33 protein-coding genes and 2 pseudogenes are annotated in these 23,676 nt (G+C 62.8%); 16 read left to right on the forward strand and 19 right to left on the reverse strand.

Features of this window, described 5'->3' with window-relative positions; translation table 11 throughout:
- From AC1DYQ_RS17245 to AC1DYQ_RS17255, 3 genes and pseudogenes are all read left to right on the forward strand, one after another.
- A pseudogene (locus tag AC1DYQ_RS17245) lies at positions 1–197 on the forward strand (IS21 family transposase); the annotation flags it as partial.
- Positions 179–286: pseudogene (locus tag AC1DYQ_RS17250) on the forward strand (ATP-binding protein); the annotation flags it as partial. The pseudogenes AC1DYQ_RS17245 and AC1DYQ_RS17250, both read left to right, overlap by 19 nt.
- A gap of 228 nt (positions 287–514) precedes the next feature.
- On the forward strand, positions 515–1,138 hold the full coding sequence (locus AC1DYQ_RS17255; protein WP_477687802.1) for a DUF938 domain-containing protein: 624 nt from the start codon (positions 515–517) through the stop codon (positions 1,136–1,138).
- 121 nt (positions 1,139–1,259) lie between these two features.
- Here AC1DYQ_RS17255 and AC1DYQ_RS17260 read toward each other — a convergent pair whose 3' ends face one another.
- Entirely contained in the window at positions 1,260–1,982 is a 723-nt protein-coding gene (locus tag AC1DYQ_RS17260) for an SOS response-associated peptidase (protein ID WP_477687803.1), read from the reverse strand.
- A gap of 50 nt (positions 1,983–2,032) precedes the next feature.
- Here AC1DYQ_RS17260 and AC1DYQ_RS17265 point away from each other — a divergent pair, with 50 nt between their 5' ends.
- Positions 2,033–2,626, forward strand: a complete 594-nt coding sequence (locus tag AC1DYQ_RS17265; protein ID WP_477687804.1) for a pseudouridine synthase — start codon at positions 2,033–2,035, stop codon at positions 2,624–2,626.
- Positions 2,627–2,656: 30 nt separating this feature from the next.
- On the opposite strand, the gene AC1DYQ_RS17270 is transcribed toward AC1DYQ_RS17265, so the two are convergent.
- From AC1DYQ_RS17270 to AC1DYQ_RS17300, 7 genes are all read right to left on the reverse strand, one after another.
- Positions 2,657–2,983 carry a DUF2200 domain-containing protein gene (locus AC1DYQ_RS17270; protein WP_477687805.1) on the reverse strand — a complete coding sequence of 109 codons (327 nt, stop codon included), beginning with the start codon at positions 2,981–2,983 and terminating at the stop codon, positions 2,657–2,659.
- A gap of 46 nt (positions 2,984–3,029) precedes the next feature.
- Positions 3,030–3,356, reverse strand: a complete 327-nt coding sequence (locus AC1DYQ_RS17275) for an ArsR/SmtB family transcription factor (RefSeq protein ID WP_457279142.1) — start codon at positions 3,354–3,356, stop codon at positions 3,030–3,032.
- 13 nt (positions 3,357–3,369) lie between these two features.
- Positions 3,370–3,861: an SRPBCC family protein gene (locus AC1DYQ_RS17280; RefSeq protein ID WP_477687806.1), complete on the reverse strand. Its 492-nt coding sequence runs from the start codon at positions 3,859–3,861 to the stop codon at positions 3,370–3,372.
- Between the two features lie 220 nt (positions 3,862–4,081).
- A complete protein-coding gene (locus tag AC1DYQ_RS17285; RefSeq protein ID WP_477687807.1) occupies positions 4,082–4,489 on the reverse strand; it encodes a DUF1801 domain-containing protein in 408 nt (135 codons plus the stop codon).
- 33 nt (positions 4,490–4,522) lie between these two features.
- Positions 4,523–4,987: a DUF1801 domain-containing protein gene (locus AC1DYQ_RS17290; RefSeq protein ID WP_477687808.1), complete on the reverse strand. Its 465-nt coding sequence runs from the start codon at positions 4,985–4,987 to the stop codon at positions 4,523–4,525.
- Positions 4,988–5,017: 30 nt separating this feature from the next.
- Positions 5,018–5,452 (reverse strand): SRPBCC family protein, encoded by a 435-nt coding sequence (locus AC1DYQ_RS17295; protein WP_477687809.1) that lies wholly within the window; start codon positions 5,450–5,452, stop codon positions 5,018–5,020.
- Positions 5,449–5,784: an ArsR/SmtB family transcription factor gene (locus AC1DYQ_RS17300; protein WP_477648908.1), complete on the reverse strand. Its 336-nt coding sequence runs from the start codon at positions 5,782–5,784 to the stop codon at positions 5,449–5,451. Before AC1DYQ_RS17300 ends, AC1DYQ_RS17295 begins: the two co-directional genes overlap by 4 nt.
- A gap of 257 nt (positions 5,785–6,041) precedes the next feature.
- Here AC1DYQ_RS17300 and AC1DYQ_RS17305 point away from each other — a divergent pair, with 257 nt between their 5' ends.
- On the forward strand, positions 6,042–6,257 hold the full coding sequence (locus tag AC1DYQ_RS17305; protein ID WP_457279148.1) for a hypothetical protein: 216 nt from the start codon (positions 6,042–6,044) through the stop codon (positions 6,255–6,257).
- Here AC1DYQ_RS17305 and AC1DYQ_RS17310 read toward each other — a convergent pair.
- Positions 6,221–6,442 carry a hypothetical protein gene (locus AC1DYQ_RS17310; protein ID WP_477687810.1) on the reverse strand — a complete coding sequence of 74 codons (222 nt, stop codon included), beginning with the start codon at positions 6,440–6,442 and terminating at the stop codon, positions 6,221–6,223. The genes AC1DYQ_RS17305 and AC1DYQ_RS17310 overlap by 37 nt on opposite strands.
- On the opposite strand from AC1DYQ_RS17310, the gene AC1DYQ_RS17315 reads away from it, so the two are divergent.
- Together AC1DYQ_RS17315 and AC1DYQ_RS17320 are read left to right on the forward strand one after the other, a co-directional pair.
- Entirely contained in the window at positions 6,441–7,265 is an 825-nt protein-coding gene (locus AC1DYQ_RS17315) for a peptidoglycan DD-metalloendopeptidase family protein (RefSeq protein ID WP_477687811.1), read from the forward strand. The two genes, AC1DYQ_RS17310 and AC1DYQ_RS17315, sit on opposite strands and share 2 nt — an antisense overlap.
- A 214-nt stretch (positions 7,266–7,479) precedes the next feature.
- Positions 7,480–8,001 (forward strand): hypothetical protein, encoded by a 522-nt coding sequence (locus tag AC1DYQ_RS17320; protein WP_457279150.1) that lies wholly within the window; start codon positions 7,480–7,482, stop codon positions 7,999–8,001.
- A gap of 157 nt (positions 8,002–8,158) precedes the next feature.
- Here AC1DYQ_RS17320 and AC1DYQ_RS17325 read toward each other — a convergent pair whose 3' ends face one another.
- Entirely contained in the window at positions 8,159–8,524 is a 366-nt protein-coding gene (locus AC1DYQ_RS17325) for an RcnB family protein (RefSeq protein WP_477687812.1), read from the reverse strand.
- A gap of 199 nt (positions 8,525–8,723) precedes the next feature.
- Between AC1DYQ_RS17325 and trxC the strand changes: the two genes are divergently transcribed.
- Positions 8,724–9,161, forward strand: coding sequence for a thioredoxin TrxC (gene trxC / locus AC1DYQ_RS17330; protein WP_477687813.1), 438 nt, complete (start codon positions 8,724–8,726; stop codon positions 9,159–9,161).
- 114 nt (positions 9,162–9,275) lie between these two features.
- On the opposite strand, the gene AC1DYQ_RS17335 is transcribed toward trxC, so the two are convergent.
- Positions 9,276–9,830 (reverse strand): DUF2242 domain-containing protein, encoded by a 555-nt coding sequence (locus AC1DYQ_RS17335; protein ID WP_477687814.1) that lies wholly within the window; start codon positions 9,828–9,830, stop codon positions 9,276–9,278.
- A gap of 156 nt (positions 9,831–9,986) precedes the next feature.
- Positions 9,987–10,535 (reverse strand): hypothetical protein, encoded by a 549-nt coding sequence (locus tag AC1DYQ_RS17340; protein ID WP_477687815.1) that lies wholly within the window; start codon positions 10,533–10,535, stop codon positions 9,987–9,989.
- A gap of 160 nt (positions 10,536–10,695) precedes the next feature.
- On the opposite strand from AC1DYQ_RS17340, the gene AC1DYQ_RS17345 reads away from it, so the two are divergent.
- Positions 10,696–11,364: a hypothetical protein gene (locus AC1DYQ_RS17345; RefSeq protein WP_477687816.1), complete on the forward strand. Its 669-nt coding sequence runs from the start codon at positions 10,696–10,698 to the stop codon at positions 11,362–11,364.
- Positions 11,365–11,389: 25 nt separating this feature from the next.
- On the opposite strand, the gene AC1DYQ_RS17350 is transcribed toward AC1DYQ_RS17345, so the two are convergent.
- Positions 11,390–12,184 carry an oxygen-binding di-iron domain-containing protein gene (locus tag AC1DYQ_RS17350; RefSeq protein WP_477687817.1) on the reverse strand — a complete coding sequence of 265 codons (795 nt, stop codon included), beginning with the start codon at positions 12,182–12,184 and terminating at the stop codon, positions 11,390–11,392.
- 244 nt (positions 12,185–12,428) lie between these two features.
- A complete protein-coding gene (locus AC1DYQ_RS17355; RefSeq protein WP_457279156.1) occupies positions 12,429–13,031 on the reverse strand; it encodes a hypothetical protein in 603 nt (200 codons plus the stop codon).
- 389 nt (positions 13,032–13,420) lie between these two features.
- Here AC1DYQ_RS17355 and AC1DYQ_RS17360 point away from each other — a divergent pair, with 389 nt between their 5' ends.
- Positions 13,421–14,077 carry a GDSL-type esterase/lipase family protein gene (locus AC1DYQ_RS17360; RefSeq protein ID WP_477687818.1) on the forward strand — a complete coding sequence of 219 codons (657 nt, stop codon included), beginning with the start codon at positions 13,421–13,423 and terminating at the stop codon, positions 14,075–14,077.
- A gap of 8 nt (positions 14,078–14,085) precedes the next feature.
- Here the strand turns inward: AC1DYQ_RS17360 and AC1DYQ_RS17365 are convergent, their stop codons facing one another.
- Complete coding sequence (locus AC1DYQ_RS17365; protein WP_477687819.1) at positions 14,086–14,658, reverse strand: CinA family protein; 573 nt, start codon at positions 14,656–14,658, stop codon at positions 14,086–14,088.
- Between the two features lie 289 nt (positions 14,659–14,947).
- Complete coding sequence (locus AC1DYQ_RS17370) at positions 14,948–15,535, reverse strand: hemerythrin domain-containing protein (RefSeq protein ID WP_477687968.1); 588 nt, start codon at positions 15,533–15,535, stop codon at positions 14,948–14,950.
- Between the two features lie 253 nt (positions 15,536–15,788).
- Here AC1DYQ_RS17370 and AC1DYQ_RS17375 point away from each other — a divergent pair, with 253 nt between their 5' ends.
- Together AC1DYQ_RS17375 and AC1DYQ_RS17380 are read left to right on the forward strand one after the other, a co-directional pair.
- Complete coding sequence (locus tag AC1DYQ_RS17375) at positions 15,789–16,226, forward strand: universal stress protein (RefSeq protein WP_477687820.1); 438 nt, start codon at positions 15,789–15,791, stop codon at positions 16,224–16,226.
- 26 nt (positions 16,227–16,252) lie between these two features.
- Entirely contained in the window at positions 16,253–16,453 is a 201-nt protein-coding gene (locus tag AC1DYQ_RS17380) for a YgaP family membrane protein (RefSeq protein WP_477687821.1), read from the forward strand.
- 21 nt (positions 16,454–16,474) lie between these two features.
- Here the strand turns inward: AC1DYQ_RS17380 and ylqF are convergent, their stop codons facing one another.
- Positions 16,475–17,449, reverse strand: a complete 975-nt coding sequence (ylqF, locus tag AC1DYQ_RS17385) for a ribosome biogenesis GTPase YlqF (RefSeq protein ID WP_477666347.1) — start codon at positions 17,447–17,449, stop codon at positions 16,475–16,477.
- A gap of 316 nt (positions 17,450–17,765) precedes the next feature.
- Here ylqF and AC1DYQ_RS17390 point away from each other — a divergent pair, with 316 nt between their 5' ends.
- Together AC1DYQ_RS17390 and AC1DYQ_RS17395 are read left to right on the forward strand one after the other, a co-directional pair.
- Positions 17,766–18,431: a response regulator transcription factor gene (locus AC1DYQ_RS17390; protein ID WP_477687822.1), complete on the forward strand. Its 666-nt coding sequence runs from the start codon at positions 17,766–17,768 to the stop codon at positions 18,429–18,431.
- Between the two features lie 5 nt (positions 18,432–18,436).
- Entirely contained in the window at positions 18,437–19,849 is a 1,413-nt protein-coding gene (locus AC1DYQ_RS17395; RefSeq protein WP_477687969.1) for an ATP-binding protein, read from the forward strand.
- 148 nt (positions 19,850–19,997) lie between these two features.
- Here AC1DYQ_RS17395 and AC1DYQ_RS17400 read toward each other — a convergent pair whose 3' ends face one another.
- Positions 19,998–20,861: a MipA/OmpV family protein gene (locus AC1DYQ_RS17400; protein ID WP_477687823.1), complete on the reverse strand. Its 864-nt coding sequence runs from the start codon at positions 20,859–20,861 to the stop codon at positions 19,998–20,000.
- Positions 20,862–21,131: 270 nt separating this feature from the next.
- Between AC1DYQ_RS17400 and AC1DYQ_RS17405 the strand changes: the two genes are divergently transcribed.
- Together AC1DYQ_RS17405 and AC1DYQ_RS17410 are read left to right on the forward strand one after the other, a co-directional pair.
- A complete protein-coding gene (locus tag AC1DYQ_RS17405; protein ID WP_477648895.1) occupies positions 21,132–21,407 on the forward strand; it encodes a hypothetical protein in 276 nt (91 codons plus the stop codon).
- A gap of 21 nt (positions 21,408–21,428) precedes the next feature.
- A complete protein-coding gene (locus tag AC1DYQ_RS17410; RefSeq protein ID WP_477687824.1) occupies positions 21,429–21,653 on the forward strand; it encodes an oxidoreductase-like domain-containing protein in 225 nt (74 codons plus the stop codon).
- Between the two features lie 140 nt (positions 21,654–21,793).
- Here the strand turns inward: AC1DYQ_RS17410 and gshA are convergent, their stop codons facing one another.
- Positions 21,794–23,386: a glutamate--cysteine ligase gene (gene gshA / locus AC1DYQ_RS17415; RefSeq protein ID WP_477687825.1), complete on the reverse strand. Its 1,593-nt coding sequence runs from the start codon at positions 23,384–23,386 to the stop codon at positions 21,794–21,796.
- Positions 23,387–23,676 lie beyond the last annotated feature (290 nt).

Genomic DNA, 23,676 nt, shown 5'->3' on the forward strand with positions numbered 1-23,676 from the left:
GTACAGGCCTGGCTCGCAACACCGTGAAGAAGCACCTGCGATCAGAGGAGAGCGAGCCTAAGTACCCAAGACGGGTCAGCTCAAGCAAGCTCGATCCCTACGCCGAGAAGCTGGCCACCTGGCTGGTAATCGAGGCAACAAAATCGCGGAAACAGCGGCGCACTTTGAGGCAGATCCACACAGATGTCATATCCTTGAGACTGGAAACGACAGCTATCGGTTCAAAAACAGCTCTGCAAAGACTCAGCCCAAAAAGGAGAAGATCAAGAACTTATCCACATCGTGAGCACCTTCTGCTCACAAAGAGTGTGGGTCAAGATTCGATGGAAAACTCGGGTCAGACTTCAGTGCAATTCAACAACCTCGAGTTAGTGGGCGTACGTCTGTCAGTAGTTCCACCACCGAGTGGAAAGGTATTTCGTATCCTCTTTCCTTTGCGGACGATGCTTTAGTACAGAAGCACCAACCACGCATAACCACAGCGCGCGATGCTTACTTTGAATTCAGTTCTCCAATGTCTCTTCCCAACTTCAGCCCCGCCGCAGACCGCAACAAGCAGCCCATCCTCGAGGTGCTGCGCGAAGTCTTACCTGCGCATGGCAGCGCACTGGAAATCGCCTCAGGCACTGGCCAGCACGTCACCTGGTTTGCCACTGCCCTTCCGCAATGGACATGGCAGCCCACCGATGCGATGCCTGCCTCGATGGACTCCATTGCAGCCTACATAGCCGAGCGGGGCTTGCGCAATGTGCGCCCTCCCCTAGTGCTCGACGTGATGGCACCCGAGTGGTTGCCGGGCACTGAACAATTCGACCTGATCTACTGCGCCAACATGCTGCACATCTCGCCTTGGGCGACTTGCGCTGCGCTGATGCAGGGCAGCGCACGCCACTTGGCGCCGGGCGGTGTACTGGTGACTTACGGGCCGTATCTGGAAGACGGCGTGCCGACGTCTGAAGGCAACCTCAACTTCGACCAAAGCCTGCGCGCGCAAGACCCGTCCTGGGGCATCAGGCGCAGGGAAGATGTAGAGCAGGAAGCCGCGCGCGCCGGCCTGCAGCTGCAAGCCCGGCACGCCATGCCGGCCAACAACCTGCTGCTGGTCTGGGGAAAATCACAGCAGTCGGCAAAACATTAACTGCGCACTCCTCGGCAGCAAGCTGAGCCCGCTATTATTTTTATAGCTGCTCGCGCTTGTTCATCAAGGGCTGCAGCATCATTTCCGTAAAATTCTCGTTCTAACCCGATTAGCGTGGCGATCAGCGGCTTTTCTCAACCGGGTTGGCGGTCAACCAATTAGCAGGATAGGCCCGCATGAACTCCTTGGCCTTTTCCGTGCGGGCGCTGAGCCAGGCATCGTAGGCGCCCTCGTTCAGGATCGCCAACATGCGTTTTTCGTTGCCGGGCTGTTGGTACCGGCTCATCAGGGCGTGGCTGTTGGCATTCACTGTAAGGAGTGCGTAGCCGACGATGACTTCGCCATCCGCGCCTGTCCAGCTCTCCCACAGGCCCGCCACACCCATGGGTTGGCCATCGACCCGGGCAATGCGGGTGGGCACGGCCTTGCCGCTGCGCCAGTCCTCCTCCATGAAGGCCATCATGGGCACGATGCAGCGCTGCCCGGCCAGCCACGCATCGCGGAAGTTGCTGGACGTGGTGACGGTTTCCGAGCGGGCATTGACCAGCTTGGTCGAACGCAGCTTAGCGTCTGACGCCGACTTGACCCAGCGCGGCACCAGGCCAAACTGCCCGGCCACCAGTTCATGCGAAAGCAGCGCACGCGCGGGCTTTTCAGCGTCTGTGGCCTCTTGAACCTCTTCCGCTTCCTCAGCTTCTTCGGCTTCATCGAGTTTTATCGCGCGGATAAAAACACCCGGCTTGCGCGGCCATACATTGCGTTCCACGGGCGAATCCGGGGCGGCCACGCCGAAGGCATCGGTATAAAGCGTGGCGGTTTTGATGCTCTCGTATTGGGTACTCATGCGGCGATGCTATCGCAGTGGCGCTACCAGGGCATGGTCCAATGACACCCATGCCCAGCCCCAGCTTCACTCTGCCTACCCCAACCGGCATGCCGCCGCGCCTGATCTGCTTCAACAAACCCTACGGCGTGCTGAGCCAGTTCACGCCCGAAGGCCGCTGGCGCGGGCTGAAGGACTTTATTGCCGTGCCGGAGGTGTATGTGGCCGGCCGGCTGGATGCCGACAGCGAGGGCCTGCTCCTGCTGACGAGCGACGGCGCGCTGCAGGCGCGCATCAGTGACCCGCGCTTCAAGATGGAAAAGATTTACTGGGTGCAGGTTGAAGGCGTACCTGACGAAGCTGCGGTGGATGCACTGCGCCAGGGCGTGCAGCTCAACGACGGCATGACGCGGCCCGCCAACGCGCGGCTGATCGACACACCGCTGGGCCTGTGGGAGCGCGAGCCGCCCGTGCGCGTTCGCAAGGCGATTCCGACGGCATGGCTGGAACTTGGCATTCGCGAAGGGCGCAACCGGCAGGTGCGGCGCATGACGGCCGCCGTGGGCTTTCCGACTTTGCGCCTGATTCGCGCTTCCATCGGCCCTTATGCGCTGCAGGGCCTGGCGCAGGGCCTCTGGCGTGAGGTGCAAGAGCAAGCGGAATAGAAGGCGGAATAGGGCAACACGCCGCAGAAGTTACTGCCGCAGGATCTTCTCCATCGCCTTTCCTTTGGCCAGCTCATCAATCAGCTTGTCCAGCCAGCGGATTTTTTGCATCAGCGGGTCTTCTACTTCTTCTACGCGGATGCCGCACACCACGCCCTTGATCAGCGACACGTTCGGATGCATGGCGGGGGCCTGGGCGAAGAAAGTTTCGAAATCGTTTTGCTGTTTGATTTGTTTGTCCAGCCCCTTTTGGTCATAACCGGTCAGCCAGCAGATGATCTGGTCGACTTCTTCTTTGGTGCGGCCTTTGCGTTCGGCTTTTTGAACCAACATCGGGTAGACCTTGGCAAAAGCCATCGTGAAAATCTTGTGCTGGGGCATCGTCATTCCTTCTGCAAACCGGCTATGCCTCTGCCTCGAGCGAGGCCTTCAGCCGGCCCAGGGCCTGGTCCCACTGCTGGGCAATCAGATCGAGTGAGCGGCGGGCTTCGTCGAGCTGCTGTGGGTCAAACTGCCATAGGCGCTCTCGCCCTACTTTGACGTGATGTACCAGCCCCGCGTCGGCCAGCACATGCAGGTGCTTGGTCACGGCCTGGCGGGTGATGTCGGTGGTGGAGGTGAGCTGGGCAATTGACACGGCGCCGCCCACGCAGAGCACCGCCACCAGCCGCAGGCGGGTTTCGTCGCCCAAGGCGGCGAAGACGCCTGCGGGGCCGGGCTGGGGGGTCAAGACTTCAGAGGTTTTAGTGCGAGGTGACATATTTCTGGATATTGTCCATCTGGCCTGCCCAGCCGCCGGTGTTCATCCGAATGGCCTCTGCGCGGCGTGCTACGGGAATCTTGTCAAAGCCTGATTCCACCACGCTGAGCAGGGTGCCCTTGCCCGTGTCTTTGAGGGTGAACTCGACCAGCGTGGTGGGCTCTTTTGAATAGTCGACGGCCGGGTCTACCGCGTAGGGATGCCAGCGGTAAGAGAACAGCTTTTCGGGCTCTATGCGTTCTATGAGCACGTCAAACAGCACATGCTCATAGCCCGGAATGGTGATGTTGCCTTGCACCTGCTGGCCGGCGACAAAGTTTTTGCCCTTGAGCGCCACGCCGAACCAGCCGCCAAATTCTTCGGCGTTCACCAGCGCGCGCCAGACCCGTGACACGGGGGCGTTGATCAAGGTGCTGCGTTCAATGCGATCTGTGCGATCTGTGGATGATGAAGACGATGTCGTTGATGAAGTCATATGCAATCTCCTGGTTGCATTAATTATGCGCAGGTCAATCCAAAACCGCAACAAAATGGTTGCATTAATTTGAAACCATTTTTATCGCCTGCGATAAATTGCAACCAGATGGCGAAACTGCACGCTAAATGCTTCACCAGCGCGTGAGAGCGCTACAGGCCTCAAAGTGGTTCGCCGATCGAGATTCCCCAGGGACGCGCGAAAGTGGCGCCGGAGCCCGCTATTTGGCCGCTGGCTTGTTCAGCGCCGCGGCTTCGCGTATCAGTGCCTTCAGCGCTTTCTCATCGATCTTGTCGCCCTCATGAAAATCAATGGCGCGGCGGGTGTTGCCTTCGAGGCTGGAGTTAAAGAGGCCTGAAGGGTCTTCGAGCTTTGCGCCCTTGGGGAAGGTCAGTTTCACGGCCTTCTTGTAGGTCTCGCCGGTGCAGAGGATGCCATCTTTAGACCACACGGGAACGCTCCACTTCCATTCCTCGACCACATTGGGAACTGCCTGCGTGACGATGGCCCGGACGCGGGCGAGCGTCTCGCCGCGCCAGTCATCGAGGCCTTTGATCTTTGCGTCTATCAACTCAGATGCTGAGCCTGATTCTTTTGCTTCAGCCGGCGCGCTTTTGGTTTTGTTCATGTTGTTGCTCCTTTCTTGATGTCTGGCTGTCGATCACATTTTTTCGCCGGGCAACTGGCTGGCCTGTTTCACCCAGTCGGTTAGCTGCGCTTCGTCGAAGGGGTCGTCTTCATGGATGTCGAGGTAACGCGTGTCTTTGCTTTTCGACTCGCCAGGAGGAACGGGCCGCAGCGACGTGCCGCGAAAGAAAGCCACCTTGACGTACTTCGTGAAGCAATGGACGCTGAGGAACCAGCCCTGGCCTTCGCCCTTCGCGCCGTAGAAGGGCGAGTTCCATTTGACGGCCTTGTGCACACCGGGAACGGTGCGCACGATGAGCGCGTCAAGGCGTTCCCCGATATCGCGCTTCCACCCCGGCATGGCTGCGATGTAAGCCTGTACAGGCGCGTCGCCCTCGCCTTTGGGGATCTGCGGGTTGCCGCCTGCCAGCAGGGCCGGCTTGCCTGCCTTTGCCGGCACCCTGGTCGCGTCGGGCTTCTTTTTGGCCATTGCATTCATCTCAATGCCTCGCGTTGAAGACCTGGGCGGTCAACCTGCCCGCGCCAGAACCTGTTCGAGCTTGGCAAAGAACTGCGGCCAGCCATGCTTGGCGCCCTGGTAGGCCTGCTCCTGGTCCAGCCGGAAGCCTGACTGCTCCATGCGCAGGTGTGTGCCCGTGCTTGTGGGGGTAAGCGTCCAGGTGACGACGCTTTCAAGGCCATAGGCGGCCCAGGTGTAAGACAGTGTTTTGTCGGGCTCAATGGCCAACACCTGGCATTCGACAGCGCCCCAGTCTGCGCGCAGGCTGAAACGCTGGTCCATGACGGGCTTGAAGTCGTTCTTCATGAGCCACTCTTCGATCAGGTGCGGCTGCGTGAGGGCGCGCCAGATTTTTTCGGGCGGATAAGGTATCTCGCGCTCGACGACGACGGCGCGTGTTTCAGCTGAAGCAGTGGTGGTGTTAAGGGTTGCGGCGTTGCTCATTGGTCCATCCTTTTCAAAAGTGATTCGAGATGATCTATGCGGTCGTTCCAGAAGGCGCCATAAAAGCTCACCCAGTCGCGCAGGACGGAGAGCGCCAGCGGCTGGGCGCTGTAATGCGTTTCGCGGCCCTCACGCCTGTCGTCAACCAGCTTTGCCTGTTTCAGGATGCGCAGGTGCTTGGACACCGCCGGCTGCGACACGCCCGCACGGTCCGTCAGCGCACGCACGGTTTGCGCCCCGTCCTGGGCCAGGCGCTCAAAGATCGCCCGGCGTGTCGGGTCGGCCAGGGCTTTGAAAACTTCGTTGGCAACCTCGTTGGAAACTGTTTGCATGCCGAAATCATAACCATATGGTTATTGGTTTGTCAACCCGCCCTGCATCCAGAAAGTGAAGGCCCCGGGATTCAGCCCCGTCAACCTCAGCGTGACCTGAACGTGACAACCCGTTGCCATCATGGAAGGCAGTTCATGAACGCCGCCATTCAACAATGCCGCCTTTCTCTGACAGACAAACGCTTGCGATGCGTGCCAAATGGGTTTCAAGCGCCGCCGTTGGAGGCGCACATAACGACCCCTTCCAGGAGATAGCCATGCCCCAGTTCGCCATGATTACCGGTGACGTGACTTACACACCGGGTGACGGTACGCCCATCGAGATCCCGCGCGTGCGCGTGGAAGTCGCGCTGGAGCCTGACAGCGCCACGCTCAGCTGGGACGCCGGCGACGGTGTTGCCGCCGTCACGGCGATTCCGCGCATCCAGTTTGACGACTACGTGAGCAAAGGAAAAATCACGCTCACGCAGTAAGCGCCGCAGGCGTCGTTCGTCATTGCGGCTTCGTGGCGCCGGCGCTGCCGCAGAGCCGCAATAATCAGGTCCATGTCCGCCAGCCATTCACACACCCGTTCACACACCATCTCCCTGCCGTCCTTGCCCTCTTCACCTGCTTCGCCATTCACCCGCCGCTCGGTCTTGCTGGCGGGCGCCAGCATGCTGGCCTTGCCTGCCTCATGCCTTGCCGCGGCACCGGCGCCCTCGGGCGCCTGGCCCACCGCGTCGCAGGTTCCCGGCGGCATTGCCCGGCTGCCGCTGGGCCCGGCGGCAGTGCGGCCCGTGGCGCAGGCCGGCGGCGTGCCCTTGCTGGTGCTCGGTGACCCTGCGGGGTGGACAGCGCTGGTAGGCATTGCGCTGTCTGCAGAGCCCGGCGAGGCGAGCATCTCGGTGCTGGCCCCTGACGGCAGCCAGCAGCAGCTTGCCTACACGGTGGCGCCCAAGCACTACCTTGAGCAACGCCTGAAAGTAGCACCCGGCACGGTGGATTTGTCGCCCGAAGACCAGGCGCGCTACGAGCGCGAGCGGGCACACCAGGAAGTGGTGATGGCCACCTTTAGTGAGCCTTTGCCGCAAACGCCGCTGCGCATGCAGGTGCCGGTGCCGGGGCGCCGCTCCAGCTCGTTCGGGCTGCGCCGCGTCTTCAACGGGCAGTCGCGCAACCCGCACAGCGGCATGGACATCGCCGCCGCCACGGGCACGCCAGTGGTGGCGCCGCTGCCCGCCCGCGTCATTGACACGGGCGACTATTTCTTCAACGGCAACACGGTGTGGCTGGACCACGGCGGCGGCTTGCTGAGCATGATGTGCCACCTGAGCGCGATTGGCGTGGCCATTGGCGACACACTGAAGACGGGCGAGCGCCTGGGCGCCGTGGGCGCCACAGGCCGCGTCACGGGGCCGCACCTGCACTGGGGCGTGATGCTGAACCGCGCCATGGTGGACCCGGCGCTGTTTCTGGGTGCCCGGGCAGGCGGCGAGTAGCGGTGGGTAGTGGGAGGCCAGGGGCAGGCTATTTAATGAAAAAAGTGGCCAGAACCCAATAAGTACGGGCGCAAGAAGCTATTAAAAACGTAGCACCTCCACACCAAAACCGGCTGTAACCGAATCTGGACGGGCCCCTCTAGCCCGGTAGGTCGCACTCACTAGGGAAAACATTGATGATGAATCATTGTTCAACCCCTTTGAAGGAAACATCATGACCGCCAAAAACCTGTCTACCGTTGCAACCGACCTCATCGAATCTTCCGGCAACACCGCCCGCCACGTGATCAACGCCTACCGCGCCGGCGGCGAGCGCGCAGTCATCCTGCTGGAGCAGCGCTGGAACCGCGCCCTGAAACAGTCGCGCACCGAGCTGACGGCCGAGACGGCCAAAAACGCCACGGCGGCACAACTGGCCTTCAGCGTGTACTACACCAAGGGCCTGATGCTGACGACCAACGGCGCACAGCAAGTGGTGAGCCAGCTGGTCAAGGTTCTGGAGAGCGGCGTGGAGCGTGCTGCCGCCAATGCCAGCCTGTTTGAAGAAAAAACCGGCGTGACCACCCTGAACACGCTGGCCCAGGCCACCGCACCGGGCGCCCTGGCACTGAGCAAACTCGCCGCGCAGATCGAGCAAAAAACCGCCCAGCTCGCCAGCAAAATTGCCGGCGACCAGGCCAGCACCGCCAAGCGCAAAACGGCTTTCAGCCAGCGCCGCACCGCCAAGGCTGCCTGAGCATTTCTGAATAAAAGGGGGCCGTAGCCCTTTACTGACGGGCGCAAGCAGCTATCAAATCAGTAGCGTATTGAAGTAGCGCATTTGATCCCAAAGAAAAAGCCGCCCTTGCAGGCGGCTTTTTCATGCGCGGAATTTGCCGGCTACTGGCTACTGACTACTGGCCCAGATAGATCTGGAAAATAATGCCGGTGTTGTTGGCGACCAGCACATAGTCACCGCCGGTTTGCACCCAGTGATAGCCGGGAGGCGGCGCGCTCAGCCGGTGGCCGCGCCAGTCGTCTACCCAATAGCCCCTGTCGCGGTATTGCGCCGGCAGGCGGCCACCGCGGTAGAAGTTGTGATCGGGGCCCGCACCACGCCCGCCGGCCTGGGAATGCGGTGGCGGGCCGGCATGGTGGTGTTTGGCTTTTTTGTGGCCATGGCCGCGGCCGTGGTCGCCATCCTTCCCCTTGGCCATTGCCAGCCCGCTGAAAGCGAGGGACGCTACCGCCAGGGCGGTCATCAAGGTTCTGGTTTTCATATGGATCCTTCTCTTTGTAGTGAAACTTGATTGTTCGCCCGCAAGAGGCCGGCACGCGTAGGAAAAGCGCCTGTTCACCGCGCTTTACCCGGCGTTTGCACGGATTTAACGCGGCCACCCGGCCAGGCGACCTCCGCCGGGGTAGGGCCGCCACCACCGCCGCGCTTGAAATGCCGGCCACGGCCCCCAGTTGCGCCTGATGACCGACCCTCTCCACATCGTCTGCCCGCACTGCCACACCACCAACCGCGTGCGCGCCGACCAGCTGAGCAGCGAGCCAACTTGTGGCAGCTGCAAGAAGGCGCTGTTTACCGCGCATTCCACCGCGCTGGACGAAGCCGCGTTTGACAAACACATCAGCCGCAACCAGATCCCGGTGCTGGTGGACTTCTGGGCGCCGTGGTGCGGGCCGTGCCGGCAAATGGCGCCGGCCTATGAGCAGGCGGCGGCGCAGCTGGAGCCGCAGGTGCGCGTAGCCAAGGTCGACACCGAAGCGGTGCCCAACCTGGGCGCGCGTTTCAACATCCGCAGCATTCCCACGCTGGCGCTATTCAAGGGCGGCCGTGAAGTGGCGCGCCAGGCCGGCGCCATGGGCGCGGCCGACATCGTGCGCTGGGTGCAGGGCAATTTGCGCTGAGACCATCAGCCGGCGCTATGCTTTTCATAGCTGCTTGCGCCCGTCTGTATTAGCCTGCTGGCACTTTTCTTAATAATTATGCGTGCCCGCGCCGGGGTGCGTTCACCCGCTCAATCAGTCGAGCGCGGCGTCCGCCACCAGGTAGCGCCTCACCAGGTCAAAAAAGCGGTCGTAAAAATCATCGGCCGTGATGGTTTCACTGCCCACCTTGACCATGGACTCATTGCTCGACGTGAAGGGCAGCGAGACGGAGCCGATGGCGCCCACACCCAGGCTGGCGGAGTTGTTGGTTTTTTTCATGGCGTAGCTGTCCTGCAGGGCCGTGACAAAACCCAGGCTTACCTTTCCATCGGGCGTCTCGGGGGCGCACACCACGCGAACCACCATCTGCAGGTGCGCCTCGGGCTCGGGCTGGAAGGCTTTCTGCCCTTCCACCAGTTCGGCGCTGGCCATGTTGATGATGTAGCCCTGGCTCAGCAACGCACGCCGCGAGGCCTCGCAGGTCCGTGCCGGGGTGGCGTCGAAGAGGCGCGAATAGGTCTGAGTGGAGGCAAACTTTTCCTGCAGCGGAAATGCTTTGGCGCCGGTGACGCAGCCTGTCAGCAGGGGCGACAGGCCGCATGCTGCCAGCAGCACGGCGGGGAGTCGGCAGGATTTCCAGAGTTGCATCAAAAGGGAAGTTTCCGCAAGGGTAAGAGGTGTCTCATGCACAAGGTGTCACCATACCTCCAATACCTCCGTTAGAGGCGCCTGCTCACGCATCGGGTGCGTCGCAGTTGTAGCAAATCGTTCGCGAGGCAGGCGGGCACGGCGCAAACCAACCCGCTATTTCCCGTCCTCGTTCGCAGACCAGAAGAGAGAGTTCCATTCCAGCGGATTGAGGCTCCGGTCGCGGTTGTAGTAGAGCGTGCCATTGGGTAAGGTCCAGCCCAGAAACGTAGAATTTGAGCGGTTGGCTTTTCCGTACTGCCCTACCACGCGATCAAGCCACCTGCCGTGCACCCACCAGGGAACATGCACCACGGTGGAAGTCAGGCGGCCCTTGCTGAAAAAGGCCACAAGCATCATGGCGGATTCCCCGTCGGCTTTGTCCACAGCCGCATGACAAAGCCGGTCGGTACCGGCAGGCCCGCTCCGCTCGTTGTAGCAGATCAGGAAAACATCCCCGAAATGCTTGCGCACGGCGGCTTCATCCATCTGACCGGAGAGCTGGGCATAACGCATCGTCACCCCCGGCGAGTCGTCGCGCAGGTAGTAGTAATACGATTCCAGGCGGTCAAGGCTCAAGGCGCCAAGGGCAGCAACCAGGCACACCAACACCGCCAATACCGCCAGCACGCCCCACTTGATCCACTTTCCGGTCACTGCATTCATGATTTAACCCTTGTTGCACCTCTGCTCCAGCCCCAAAGCATATCCGGCATCGCGGCCAGCGCCCGTGGCACACACGGCGGCACGGCAACCGGGCTCACAGGCTCATAATTGGCCCGCCGCACTGAAGCTGACTCCCATTGAAGACACCCGCATCACCTCCATGACCCAAAGCCCGCACCGCCGCCCGAATTCCGGCTTTGTCAGCCTGCGCTTTGCATTGGTGGCCTGTGCGCTGCTGGCGGGGTTGCACTGGTGGTTTTCACCCAGCACCTTCCGCGCGGCGGGTGTGGGCAACGACCTTGCCTGTCCGCTGCCGCCGCAGGTCAGCATCGGCGACGAGCCGCTGCAAACCAGTGTGCCGGGCGGCATGGCACCTTTCGTCCTGAAAGCCGCGACCCTGACACCGCTGGCGGGCTTTAGCGTTGACGCGCGGGTGCTGTCGCGCGAAGACTACCGGATGGACAACGAAGCCACGCTGTCGCCCACCGACCTGGCTTTAGGCTGGCAGCGCATGGCCGACGACAAGGTGTTGTCGCAGCTGAAGATCAGCCAGTCGTCACGCTGGTACTACTACCGGTGGGACAACGAACCGCCGCTGCCGCCGCCGGAAATTGCACGCAGCAGCGCCAACATGCACCTGATTCCGGCCACGGACGCGGTTGCCAAAGCACTGACCCGCGTGAAGCGCAACGACCGCGTGCGCATCGACGGCTGGCTGGTGGAAGCACAGAAACCCGACGGCTGGCGCTGGCGAAGCTCCACCGTGCGGGAAGACACCGGAGCCAGCTCGTGCGAGGTGGTTTACGTGTGTTCCATCAGCCGGCTGTAGCAAACGCCTGCCTTGTCCCGCCGGCTCAAGCCACCGCCCGGCCGTTGATCTGCCCGGTGGGCACCTGGTAGTTGCGCTCGTCAAACAGGTCGATGCCGCATTTCAGCGATTCCGCCCAGTCAAAAAACTGGCCGATGGCCGGGCCTTTGAGCGGCGCGCCGTGCTGGGGCACCAGCATGGAAATATCCAGCCGGCGCGCCATGGCCACCCACAGGCGCAGGACCTTGTTCGACACCATGTAGCGCTTGTGAAAGCCCTCCATCAACGGCAGATGGGGTTTCAGGTCAGTGACGGGCACCTGCGCCGTTCGGCCTGACATCATCGACACGCCGAGATCACCGGTGAACAGGATGCGGCTGATGGGATCGTAAAAATGGAAGTTGCCTTCCGAGTGCAGGAAGTGCGCGGGCAACAGCCACAGCTCGCTCTGCCCCAGCGGCAACCGCCCGCCGCTGTCGGGCACGCCGACCAGGCGCTGCTCGGTCTTGCCGACCTTGGTGAAGTGCGGCACAAAACGCTCCCACACACGCGAGATCACCAGCTGTGCCGGAGTGGACGTGAGCCAGCGGTCCAGCGAGGCAATGATGTCGGGGTCGGCGTGGGAGGCGATGATGTAAGACAGTTTTTGCGGGCTGAAGTGGCGCGACATGCCCAGGAACAATTCGTTGAACGCCAGGTTGCCGCCCGGGTCGATCACGGCGCCGGTGCCGTTGTCGACAATCAGGAACTGGTTGGACTGGACGGCATGCGCGTCTTCTTCGATCAGGTCGGTGAACATCAGGCAGGCATGCCTGTCGTCACGGTAAAGTTCTATGGGCATGGCTGAATGCGTGCGGCGACGCAGAAAAAAAAGCAACTTTATAAGCCGTCCGCTGCTCGCGTATTGATGCAGGTCAATGACACGCCTGAAGCGCGCGCCGCCACCCACACCGGCGCAACACGCGCAATGCCGCAGGCAAAAAAAACGCGCCGGCGCTTCAATAAGCACCGACGCGCCTTGCTTGCGCATGGCAGCTGTCCCGGCACCGCGTGGCGGCGCCCGGAACAGCGCTCTACTTAACCGCTTAACCGCGGCGGCGGTTGTTCATCATGCGTTCCACGTCGTCGCGCAGTGATGTCAGCTCGTTGCGCAGCTGGCGGCGCTCCTGCGCGGTCACCACGCCGTCGGACTTGAATTGGGTCTCATGGCGCTCAATGCGGCGTTCACGCTGATGCAGCTTCGCGGCTTCGCGCTGCGTGATGCGGCCCGTGCGGACGCCTTCGTCAATGCGCTGGCTGATCTGGAATTCACGGTTGTCGATGCCGGGGGTGTTGCCGGCATTGCCAGGCCTGCCCGCCACATCGCGGTTGTTCATCATGCGTTCCACTTCGGCGTTGAGGCCGTCCAGGTCGGCGCGGAGCTGCTGGCGCTCTTGCGGCGTGGCGACGCCGTTGGATTTGAAGCGCGCCTCGCGAGCCGCGATTTCCTGGTCGCGGCGGTACAGCACCTGCGCTTCGGACGGTGTGATGTGGCCGGAGGCCAGACCCTGCTGAATGCGCGCGCTGATGGCTTGCTGCGCCTGGTCAATGCCGGGTGTATTAACACCCTGTGCCATGGCGGGTGCAAACCCCAGGCCGGCGAACAGGGCTGAGGCCAGCAACGAGACAGTGAGGAATTTCGATTTCATGAGGTTCTCCTTGGAATGCTTGTGCGTTTGATTGCCAGCAACCCGGTGGGCAACTTGCGGTGGCGGCGATAAATCTCCGTCTCGGCAAGCGGCTGTCGGGGCTACTCCTGAATCGCTGCTTTCAAAGGCCTTTGCGCTTCAGTGAAACCATTGTTGGCCCGCTCTTGTGAATGCCGTGTAAGGCAAACGGAGCTTTACCCCGTCATTACGCAGTGATTACCCTCGCATTACCTCGCGCTTGCAGTGGTGTCCAGATGCGCTTTGGCATGGTTAGACTGTGCGCATGCTGATCATCCCTTCGCTGAGCCGCAAGCAGCTGCATCCGGAAGACAAGACGCCGGCCGCACACCCGGCTCCACCCGATAACCTGAAATAAACCGGCACGACGCATGGACTCGCATCACCAACCCCTTCGCCGCCAACTCCTGCTGGGTGCTGCCGGCTCTGCGCTGCTGCTGGCTACGGCTTGCTCCAGAAAGGCCGGACCCAAAGGCAAGACCCTGCCCAAGGAGGCCACCCTGCTGTGCCTGGGCGATTCGCTGACCTTTGGCTATGGCGCCCCGGCGGGCAGCAGCTACCCGCAACAACTGGAACTGCTGACCGGCTACGTCACGCAGAACGCTGGCGTCAACGGCGACACAGCGGCCGGTGCACTGGCACGGTTGCCGGCGCTGCTGCAGGAAAACAAGCCCGGCCTGGTGCTCGTGTGCATTGGCGGCAACGACTTCCTGCGCAACATGCCGCTGGACAGCACCCGCGCCGCCATCAGGTCGATTGTGCAAACCGCCGCGGCCAGCACGCAGGTGGTGCTGATCGCGCAACCCAGGCCCGTGCTGCTTTCTGCCGCGATGGGCTCACTGAAAGACCATGAGATTTATGCCGAGGTCGCCGCGGAAACAGCCACCCCGCTTTTTTCAGATGCCTGGTCGTATGTGCTGTCCCGCAGCGAATTGCGTTCTGACCAGATCCACGCAAATGCGGAAGGCTACAAGGTCTTTGCCGGGCGTTTGGCCGACTGGCTGCGCGACAGGAGATTTGTCGCCTGACGAATTTATCAGCCGGTGCGGCCGCGCCTGGCTGCCGTTTCAAGAAACGCCGCGTGGCGCGCCGGGATCTGCGTGAGCGCATAGGCAGCCGCCTGTTCGCGGATGCCGTTGCGGTCACCGCTGAACCTGCGGGTTTCGGTGAACACCGCGTCCTCACGTTCATCACGCCCCGCAAACATCCAGGCAAAGCACTGCGTGCCGGCAGGAATCTTCGGGTCGGTGCCGTCGGTCACGCCGGTGTTGGCGATGGCCATGGTGGCCTCGCTCTTTTGCATCGCGCCGCGCACCATCTCGGCAGCCACCTCTTCACTGGTGAGGTTGCAGCGCTCGATGGTTTCTGCTTTCACCCCGAGGCAACGCTGTTTGGCCCGGGGTGAATACACCACGTAAGCCGACTCCAGCAGGGAACCCGCACCCGGCACGTCCGCGAGATGCGCGGCGATCAGGCCTGCGGTGCAGGACTCGGCGGTGGCCAGCACCAGCGAGTGGTTTTTCATGTAAGCCGCGACAGCCCTGAGCTGGTTGCTGCTGGCGTCGCGGGAAGACTGGCGGGAAGGCGGACTTGCACTCTCAGGGGTCATGGCGTGCGGCCCAGGCGGCACCTGAACCTTTAGCGGAGATATCCTGACTATGCGTTGCCGGCGCCCGCGCGGCCAGAGCCTGTTGCTGACGGCCTTGTAGGAATGATGTGCGCACCAGCGCAGGACCCTGCCCGCTTTCGGCCCCGCCATCACCCTACACAAACAGGAACTCGCAGCGTCATGCTATTGATTTCATAGCTACCTGCGCAATGCCTGACTCGTCCGCAGGCTCACAGGGCTCACGGACTCGCGTCAGGTGCGTATGGCAGGCTACATGCCCGGGCAGGCTTCAGGTGTCGCCCAGCCCGATAGGCGCCGGCGCCTCCATCACAATGCGTGTGAAGAGGCGGTCATACACCGGGTCGGCTGCGTGCTTGCCGGCAAGCGGGTCGCGGTTTTGCTGGAAGGCGGCGTCCAGTTCCTTCCATTCGGCCTCGGTGAGCACTTTTTCAGCCTGCGGCAGGATGACTGTTTCTTCCAGCCGCATGTGCTCCAGGTAGAACTCGACATAACGTTTGCACTGCGCCTCAAACTCAGGCTTTCGCTGCTCGCCCAGCAGCTCCCAGGCCAGCAACAGGTGCTGCAGTTCACGCACGGCCTTCTCGCCGCTCATGTGGTCGCGCTCCAGCTGCTGCACCGTGGCCATGACCGATGGCGCAGAGCGCACCACGCGGGGAAACAGCAGGTCCGACTCCTTCGGGTGATGCAGGCGCTCGGGGAACTCGTCGATATAAAACAGCATGGCCCGAAAGACGTCGAAGAACTGCTGCGCACGGTCACCCGGGCCGCGCGCCACCATGAGCAGCATGGAGCGCAGCATGGCGGAAAGGGAGGCGTGCTCATCGAGGATGATTTGCACGCTGGCATGTTTGTGAATGGCGGTCTCCGGCGGGTAAGTGCCACCAAGAATGCCACCGGGTTCCACCCCGAACTTGATGAAGATCAAATCATGTGGATTTTTCCTTCCGGTATCGCACCGGGGAACGCATACCGCCCCACCCCTTTCCTATTGAGGCGATGGCTTGACCTGCATCAAAGCCGTTTGGCGGCAGCAACCTAAAGTGGGACCGCCCTGCTCAAGGTTTGCCGCGCCGGCGATGAGCCGCCCAGGATGACAAGGAGATTTCCCCATGTTCAAACATATTCTTCTACCCACCGACGGATCGCCCGCTTCGGAACGGGCGATTACACAGGCTGTGACCTTCGCCAGGGAAGCGCAGGCCAGGATCACGGGCCTGCATGTGATGCAGGAGTTCCACCTGCTGACCTACCGGGTCCAGATGCTGGAAGACACGCGGGACCAATTCATGAGGGAATGCCAGGCGCAGGCGGATGCTTTCCTGTCCGCGCTGAAAGACGCCGCCGACAAGGCGGGCGTGCCTTGCGAGACCATTTGTGTTGCAGGCGACCACCCTTACGAAACCATCGTCCGGATGGCGGACGGCAAAGCTTGCGACCTCATCGTGATGGCCTCGCACGGCCGCAAGGGCATCACCGGGTTCCTCCTGGGCAGTGAAACCCAGAAGGTGCTGTCGCACAGCAAAAAGCCGGTGCTGGTGCTGCACTAGAAACCACTTTGCCAAAGGAGCTCATCATGAACAAAAACGCAGGCACCGCCGACCGCGCGGTGCGCATCGTGGCGGGACTCGCCATCCTCAGCCTGTATTTTGTGGTGGAGCCTGCCTGGCACTGGTGGGCGCTGCTGGGGTTGGTGCCGCTGCTGACGGGCTTGCTGGGCTGGTGCCCGGCGTACACGCTGTTTGGCATACGGACCTGCAAAACAGGCCCCACGTGACCCCGTGCGCGATGGCTGGCCTCAGGGTTCGTCGGACCCGGACCTGCCGGATTTATCCGGCCGCGGAATCTTCTTGAACTTGATCAACCGGTTGGTTTCGATCTTGTCTTTTTTCACCTGGCGCTCGGCGTCGAGCAGCCGGCCGGCGGTCGCCCATTCGGCAAATTCGTCAGGCGTTTCCAGGGTCACACGGCCCAGCGTTCCCGCCCGGAATTCGTAGATCACGATCTCGGCGGCCTTTTGCAGGTTGACCCGGCCCTTGGAGAGCACCGCGCCGCGCTTGCGGCCGATTTCTTCCAGCAGTTGCTCGTCGGTGATGTCCGGCGTGACTTCGACCTTGTAGCGCGCCTCCAGCAAGGCCGGGTAGTGCTTGATCAGGTAATCCAGCAGCTCGAGCGCCACCTCTTCCTCATTAAAGGCGTTGCGGCCAATGGCACCGCTGGCGGCCAGGTTGTAGCCGCTTTTGGCCACGATGATGCGCGGCCACAGCATGCCGGGTGTGTCCCATAAATAAAACCCGTCGGCCAGCACCAGGCGCTGCTCGACCTTGGTGATGCCGGCTTCGTCGCCGGTTTTGGTGGCGCGCTTGCCGGTGAGGGTGTTAATCAGGGTGGACTTGCCGACGTTGGGAATGCCGCAGATCAGCACCCGCATAGGCTTGACCATGGTGCCGCGTGTTGGTGCCAGCGCGTGGCAGGCGTCGATGAGGCGGCGGGCGGGCGTGGTTTCGCTGGCGTCGAGTTCGATGGCGCGGGTGGCAGGCAGGCTGTTGTAGTGATCCAGCCAGAGCGGCGTGCGAGTGGCGTCGGCCAGGTCGCGCTTGTTGAGCACCTTGAGCGCGGGCTTGGCGCTGGTGAGCTCGGCCAGCATGGGGTTGGCGCTGGAGCCGGGCAGGCGCGCATCAAGCAACTCAATGACGACATCAATTTCCTTGATGCGCTCACTGATGGCTTTTTTGGTCAGGTGCATGTGACCGGGAAACCACTGGATGGCCATCGGGATCTTTTCTTTCTGGGGTTCGGGTTTGGGGGCATGGGGCGAAGACCCCTGCGATACCCCAATTGTCGCCGCATACCGCAAAATACCCTCCTGGCGAAGAAGGCACCACCAGCAGGGGCCGCGGAACCGGCTCTGCCGGGCCGCAGGCGCCGCCCCCTGCAAGGGGGGAACAGGCTACACGCAGTGAGCCTGGACGGGGGTGTACTTGTTAATAAGTGGTTAATCGGCCATCGGCACGATCAATGCATGGCGTGCACTGCGCCTGGCAGCCCCATCCTGTCACCCCACACAGCGACCCGAAAGAGATAAATCCGTGCACCTGCTCCTGGTAGAAGACGACGCCATGCTGGCCGAAGCGGTGTGCGATGCGGCGCGCCAGATTGCCTGGACGGTCGACCACGTCGGCGATGCGCTGGCCGCCAAGCTGGCGCTGGTGGACCATGTCTACGAAGCCGTGCTGCTGGACCTCGGCCTGCCCGGCGATTCGGGCCTGGCCGTGCTGCGCGCCCTGCGCGGGCGCTACGACGTCACGCCGGTGCTGATTCTCACGGCGCGCGGGCAGCTGAGCGAGCGCATCCTGGGGCTGGACGCCGGTGCGGACGACTACCTTGTCAAACCCTTTCAGCTCGATGAACTGTGGGCCCGCGTGCGCGCCGTGATACGCCGCAGCCAGGGCAAGGTGGTACCGGTGCACACCTACGGCGACGTCAGCCTGGACCGCAGCAAACGCGCCGTCACGCGCGCGGGCGTGCGGGTGGCGCTGAGCGCACACGAATACCGCACGTTGCTGGCCCTGCTGGAGCGACCCGGCCATGTGGTCACGCGCGACCACCTGGAAGATGTGGTCTACGGCAACACCTCGGCGATTGAGAGCAACACGATTGCGGTGTTCATCCACCAGTTGCGCCGAAAGCTGGGCGAGCACATGATCACCACCGTGCACGGCCAGGGCTACATGATCGGCGAGGCGCAACCTTGAAGTGCGTGTTCGTCAGGTCACTCAAGGGCCGCGTGCTTGCGGTTCTGGGCGCGACCATTACCTTGTGCTGGGCCTGCGCGCTCACCGTGCTGCTGGTGTACACCCTGCGCGGCCAGAGTGACCGCTGGGACAGCAAGCTGCAGGCCATAGGCACCAAGATCCTGACGGCCATCCCCAGCGGCGCGAAACTCAAACCTTCCTTCAGCCACGGCCTGCAATTGCGTAACGAGAACATGCCACGCGACGTCAACCTGACCTTCCAGGTCTGGACGAACCGCAAGGAGCTGATCGTTCGGGCACCGGATTCTCCGCGCGTCCCATTGCTGCCGTCCTTCAACGATGGCTTTACCAGTTCCACCGTCAACGGCGAGCGCTGGCGCATCTTCTCGGTGTCCGACAGCACCGGTGAGGTCAGCGTGCAGGTGGCCGTGCGGCACAGCGTGATCGACGAAGAAATACGCAACAAGATCTTTGCGTTGCTGGGCCTGACGACGATGCTGCTGACTGTGGCGGGCCTGCTCATGTGGTTTGCGGTGAACAAGTCGCTGCGCCCCCTGACGGCGCTGGAGGCCGCCGTGCGCAGCCGCCGCAAGTTTGACCTGACGCCGCTGCCGGTGGCGCAACTGCCCAATGAGATCCGGCCGCTGGTTGAGTCCTTTAATCACCTGCTGGACCAGCTGGACCAGGCGATGCAGGGCGAGCGGCGTTTTATCGGCGATGCGGCCCATGAGCTGCGTACGCCTTTATCTGCGCTCCAGGCGCAGGCCCAGGTCGCCTTGCGCGCGGCCACGGTGGCCGACAAGGACGCCGCCCTCGTCAAGCTGCTGGCGGTAGCCGAACGCAGCACGCGCCTGTCTGACCAGCTGCTGGACCTGGCGCGCATGGACGCTGGCGTGCATGCGCCGCAAAAAAGCCTGGCCGATTTGAGCGAGCTCATCATGCATGTGAGCCAGGAGTTCGACATGCAGGCCCAGCAGCAGCGCCGCAGCATCATCCTCGCGCTCACGCCCTGCCCCATTGAATGCGACGTCGACGAGATCGGCATCCTGCTGCGCAACCTGCTGGACAACGCGCTGCGCTACACCCCCGAGGGCGGGCGCGTGAAGATCAGCTGCGGTTACCGCGGCGAAGCCGGCAGGGAACGGGTCTGCCTGGAAGTGGCCGATGACGGCCCGGGCGTGCCCGAGGCTGAGCACGAAGCGATCTTTCGCCGCTTTCACCGCGTGGCGGGCAACGGCGGGCGCGGCAGCGGCATAGGCCTGTCGCTGGTGGCCGGCATCGCGCAGCTGCACGAGGCCGCCATCGAAACCGGGACCGGGCTGGACGGCAAGGGCTTTTGCGTGCGCGTGCTGTTTCCGCTGCCGGCCGAGGGAGCCGGCTCAGCCGGGGTAGGCGCGGTGCCTGCGCAACCAGCTTAAGGAATGTATCCACCCGCGCCAGGCTGCTTTCTTCACGAGATAGATTGTGTCGGTTCGCATGTTTGGTAACTCCTTCGTGTGAGGACCGCCGGAACTTGAAGTGCCGGGCCGCGGCCCGGCAGGCCCTGCAACGGGGTAGTCGAAGGACTCAGAAACGGTAGAGGTAACCCACACGCACACTGCTCTGGCTGGAACGATCCACCAGCGGGCTGTCCTTGATGCTGGAGCCCAGGTTGGTGGTGCTCAGGTCCAGGAAGATGCTTTGCCGCGGCGCGAGCGCATAACCCACGCGCAGCCCGGCTTCCAGGTTGACGGCCGAACCGCCCTGGTAGAAAGCCCGGCCGGCGCGCACCTCGGCAGCGTTCACGCCGTAGTAGTAGGACACGTATTTGTCGTCGAGCCGGGTCGCTGCCAGGCGCGGCGTGATGTCGAAGCTGCCCGCCTGGAAGCGGCGGTCCAGGGTCAGCCTGAACTTCGTGCCCTTGCTGTTGCCAGAGGCGTCGCCCAGCAACTCGGCCGAGAGGTTGGCGATGTCGTTGCGCCAGATGGCCGCACCGCCCAGCCAGATGCCGTCCTTGCGTTCGTCCATGCCGGCCAGGAAAGGGGAGTCGGAAGCCTCGTAGCCTTCCATCGAATAGCGCGCACGCAAGCGGAAGGACACCGGGCCCGCCGAAGGCAGCTTGAAGTCCATGCCCGGGCCGAAGACGCTGACCCATTTGTTTTCATAGGTGAGCAACGGCAAGAGCCGGGTCTTGTTGTCAAAGTCGCGGTAGGGCTTGCGCTCCACGCCGACGCCCAGTCCCAGGCCCCAGGAGGATTCGCCCTCGGCCTGCACGGGCTTCTGCTGGGCGGCGGCCGGTTGCTGCGCGAGAGCCGCGAGCAGGAACAGCGAAAACAGCGGCAGCGAGGCTTTAGCCGCTGTTACGCCAGGGTGATCGGCCGCTTGCCTCGCGCCAGGTTTGAGGCGGGTCGGTGCAGGTTTGGCGGCGGGTCGCGATGGACGGGATGTCATCTTCAGGTTCTCCAGGTGGTTAGGCTGGAATGGATGATGCCGGCGCGAATTTAAGGACTTCTTAGCGGTATTAAGAAATCATTAAGGGCGGCCGGCCTTCCCCACGGCCATCCCTGCGCCCGTTCCCGGCGTGATGGAGGACAATCGGGGGTATGGACATAGCGGCCGCGAGCCAGCCGCTGCCAGCCGCTATGCACGAATACAGGCCGGGGCCGCAGCCAGCCGCCCCGCAACCCTTCCCCTCCTCTTCCCCATCTATCGAGCCCCTCCATGCCCCTGCCCGCAGCCCCTGACCAAAAACCCGTGATCCCGGCCCGCCGCCTGGCCGCTTCAGCCCTCAAGGCCAACAATGAGCTGATGATCAAAGGCATTCTGTGTGTGCTGATCGGCCTGGGTGTGGTGGTGTCGCCCTACTTCATCACCTCACCAGGCATGCAGGGCATCGTCGCCAAATCAGCCCTGGTGGGCTGGTTTGCACTGGTGCTGGGCTGTGCATTCATCGGCCTGTACCTTCGCCGGCGCATGGCAGCCTCCGCCAAACCCTGACACGGCGCCCACACCAGGCCCATGCCCGAAAGCCCTGCTGACCACAGCGCCGCCGTGGCGGTCTTCAGCACCCTGCAGGAGCGCGCCGCCGCTGCGGGCATCCGCTTGCGGCCACCTCCCCCCGAGCCCACCACCTGCTGCGGTCGCGGCTGCAATGGTTGCGTGTGGGAAGGCTGGTACGCAGCCGTGGCGTACTGGCGTGAAGACGCCGAAGAAGCGATTTTTAAATCCAAAATCGGGCTCTAGCCCAATACCAACCTGCGCCACCAGCTATTGAATTGATAGCATGATAGAGGCTCCAGCGATGGTGAGCGATGCCGCCAGCAGGCGCCGTGGAACTGGCTCCGCCAGGCCACTAGCGCCGTCCCCTGCAAGGGGAGAGGGGGCTACACGAAGTGAGCCCCAACAGGGGTGTGCTCAACTTCGCGGCCTGGCATGCCCAGGCGCTCAGCCGACACGTACTGCTGACGGTACACCTCAAACGGCATGGTGTCCGAGGCTTCGATCTTCTTTTGTTCCTGGACGGAAGCCTCGGTCAATGCGGCGAAGTGTGCCAGCTGGCCGGCCGACAGCGGCTGGGCCTGCAGGACGCCTTGCGTCTTTTCAGATTGCGCGCGGCTGAACCGGATGAAGGAGTTGTCGTGGCTGGCGGCCATGGCCGCCAGCACACGGGCAGAAGGCAAGGTGGACGGGTCCAGCAAGGCGGCGCTGGCCAATGTCAGGGCGTCGCTGTACTGCGAGCCGCCATGCGCGGCGTCGAGCGCTGCTGCGATAGGCGCGCATTGGCCCACCACCTCCGCACCCCAGGCCGTCAGCGTGATTTCATGACCGCCGCGCTTGAGTTTCAGGCCGGGCTCGCGCCCGCGCGCCGCCGTCTGGTGCTGGTTGTGCTTGAGCTCGGAAATTTCCTGGGGCGTGTCGTTCGGGCTGTCGCTGAGCAGGCAGTGCAGCAGGAACACATCGAGGAAACGCATGGTTTGCGCATTGATGCCGACGGGCTCGAAAGGGTCCAGGTCCATCAGCCGCACTTCGATGTATTCGACGCCGCGCTCGCGCAGCGCATGCAGCGGCCGTTCGCCGGGGAAGATCACGCGCTTGGGGCGAATGGTGCCGTAAAACTCGTTTTCAATTTGCAGCAGCGTGGTGGCCAGCTGGTTGTAGTCGCCGCCGGGGTTGCGGATGCCCACTGCCTCATAGGCCGGGTAGGGCCGGGTCAGCGCGTCCTGCAGCGAAGCGCCGTAACCATCCAGGCTGTTGTAGCTCACGGCAAGCGAAGCCTGCGCGTCGCTCTGGTAGCCCAGGCGGCCCATGCGCAGCGAAGTGCCGTGGGGCATGTACATGGTGCTGTCGCTCAGGGTTTGCAGCTCGTGCTGGCGCCCTTCCACAAACGTGGAACACACCGCGGGCGAAGCGCCAAACAGGTACAGCAGCAAAAACGCCTGGCGGCGGAAGTTGCGGATCAGCGCGAAGTATTCCTTGCTGCTCACCCCGGGCAGGGACCAGTTGTAGTGAATGCCCGAAATGGTTTGCATGCGCCGGCCGTAACGGTGCGACAGGCCCATGCGGTAAACGCTCTTGGCGCGCCCCACATTGGACGAACCGAAACGCGCGATGGGAATGGTTTCGTCGGTCGGCAGGCCGCAGGGCATGCTGGACACCCAGAGCATTTCGTCGCCCAGCTCTTTCATGGTGCGGTAAGTGAACTGGTGCAGCTCCGTCAGTTCCTGCAGCGTGGCTTCAGGGCTGGGGTGGGCGCCGGTGACCAGCTCAACCTGCGATTCGCTGAAGTCCGTGGTGATGCCCGGATGCGTGAGGGCCGAGCCCAGGGCCGCGGGATGCGGTGTGAGGGCCAGGCCGCCGCCGGGTTTGGCGCGCAGGCTTTCCTTCTCGATACCGCGGCGCATGCCCTTGAGCCGGGCCGGGGTGAGCGCTTTCAGGCGGTCCTGTAGCGCGCCCGCAGGCGCCTGCAACTTGGTCATATCGTCATTCCCCCAGAATCTTGAATTGGCGTGGAAGTTATCACAGCACGGCGCTTTGCGCTGGCGCATCCGGGCTTGCCAGCACAGCCCGGGTGGGGTCTGGCGCGGGGTCTGTGCAGGCCGGCCGGATTTGGGCCATACACCGCACTTTCCGGGCAGAAATCCGCAGTTTGGTGGCCGGGATGTGGAAAGTGAGCGACGCCGGTGCTCCAAGGTGCAGAACTCCCTTGACTTGTCAGACAAGCTGGACGACGATAAAAAACATTCCGTAACACGGCTGTTTTACCCTT

This window comes from Polaromonas sp. P1_F4 (assembly GCF_056405675.1).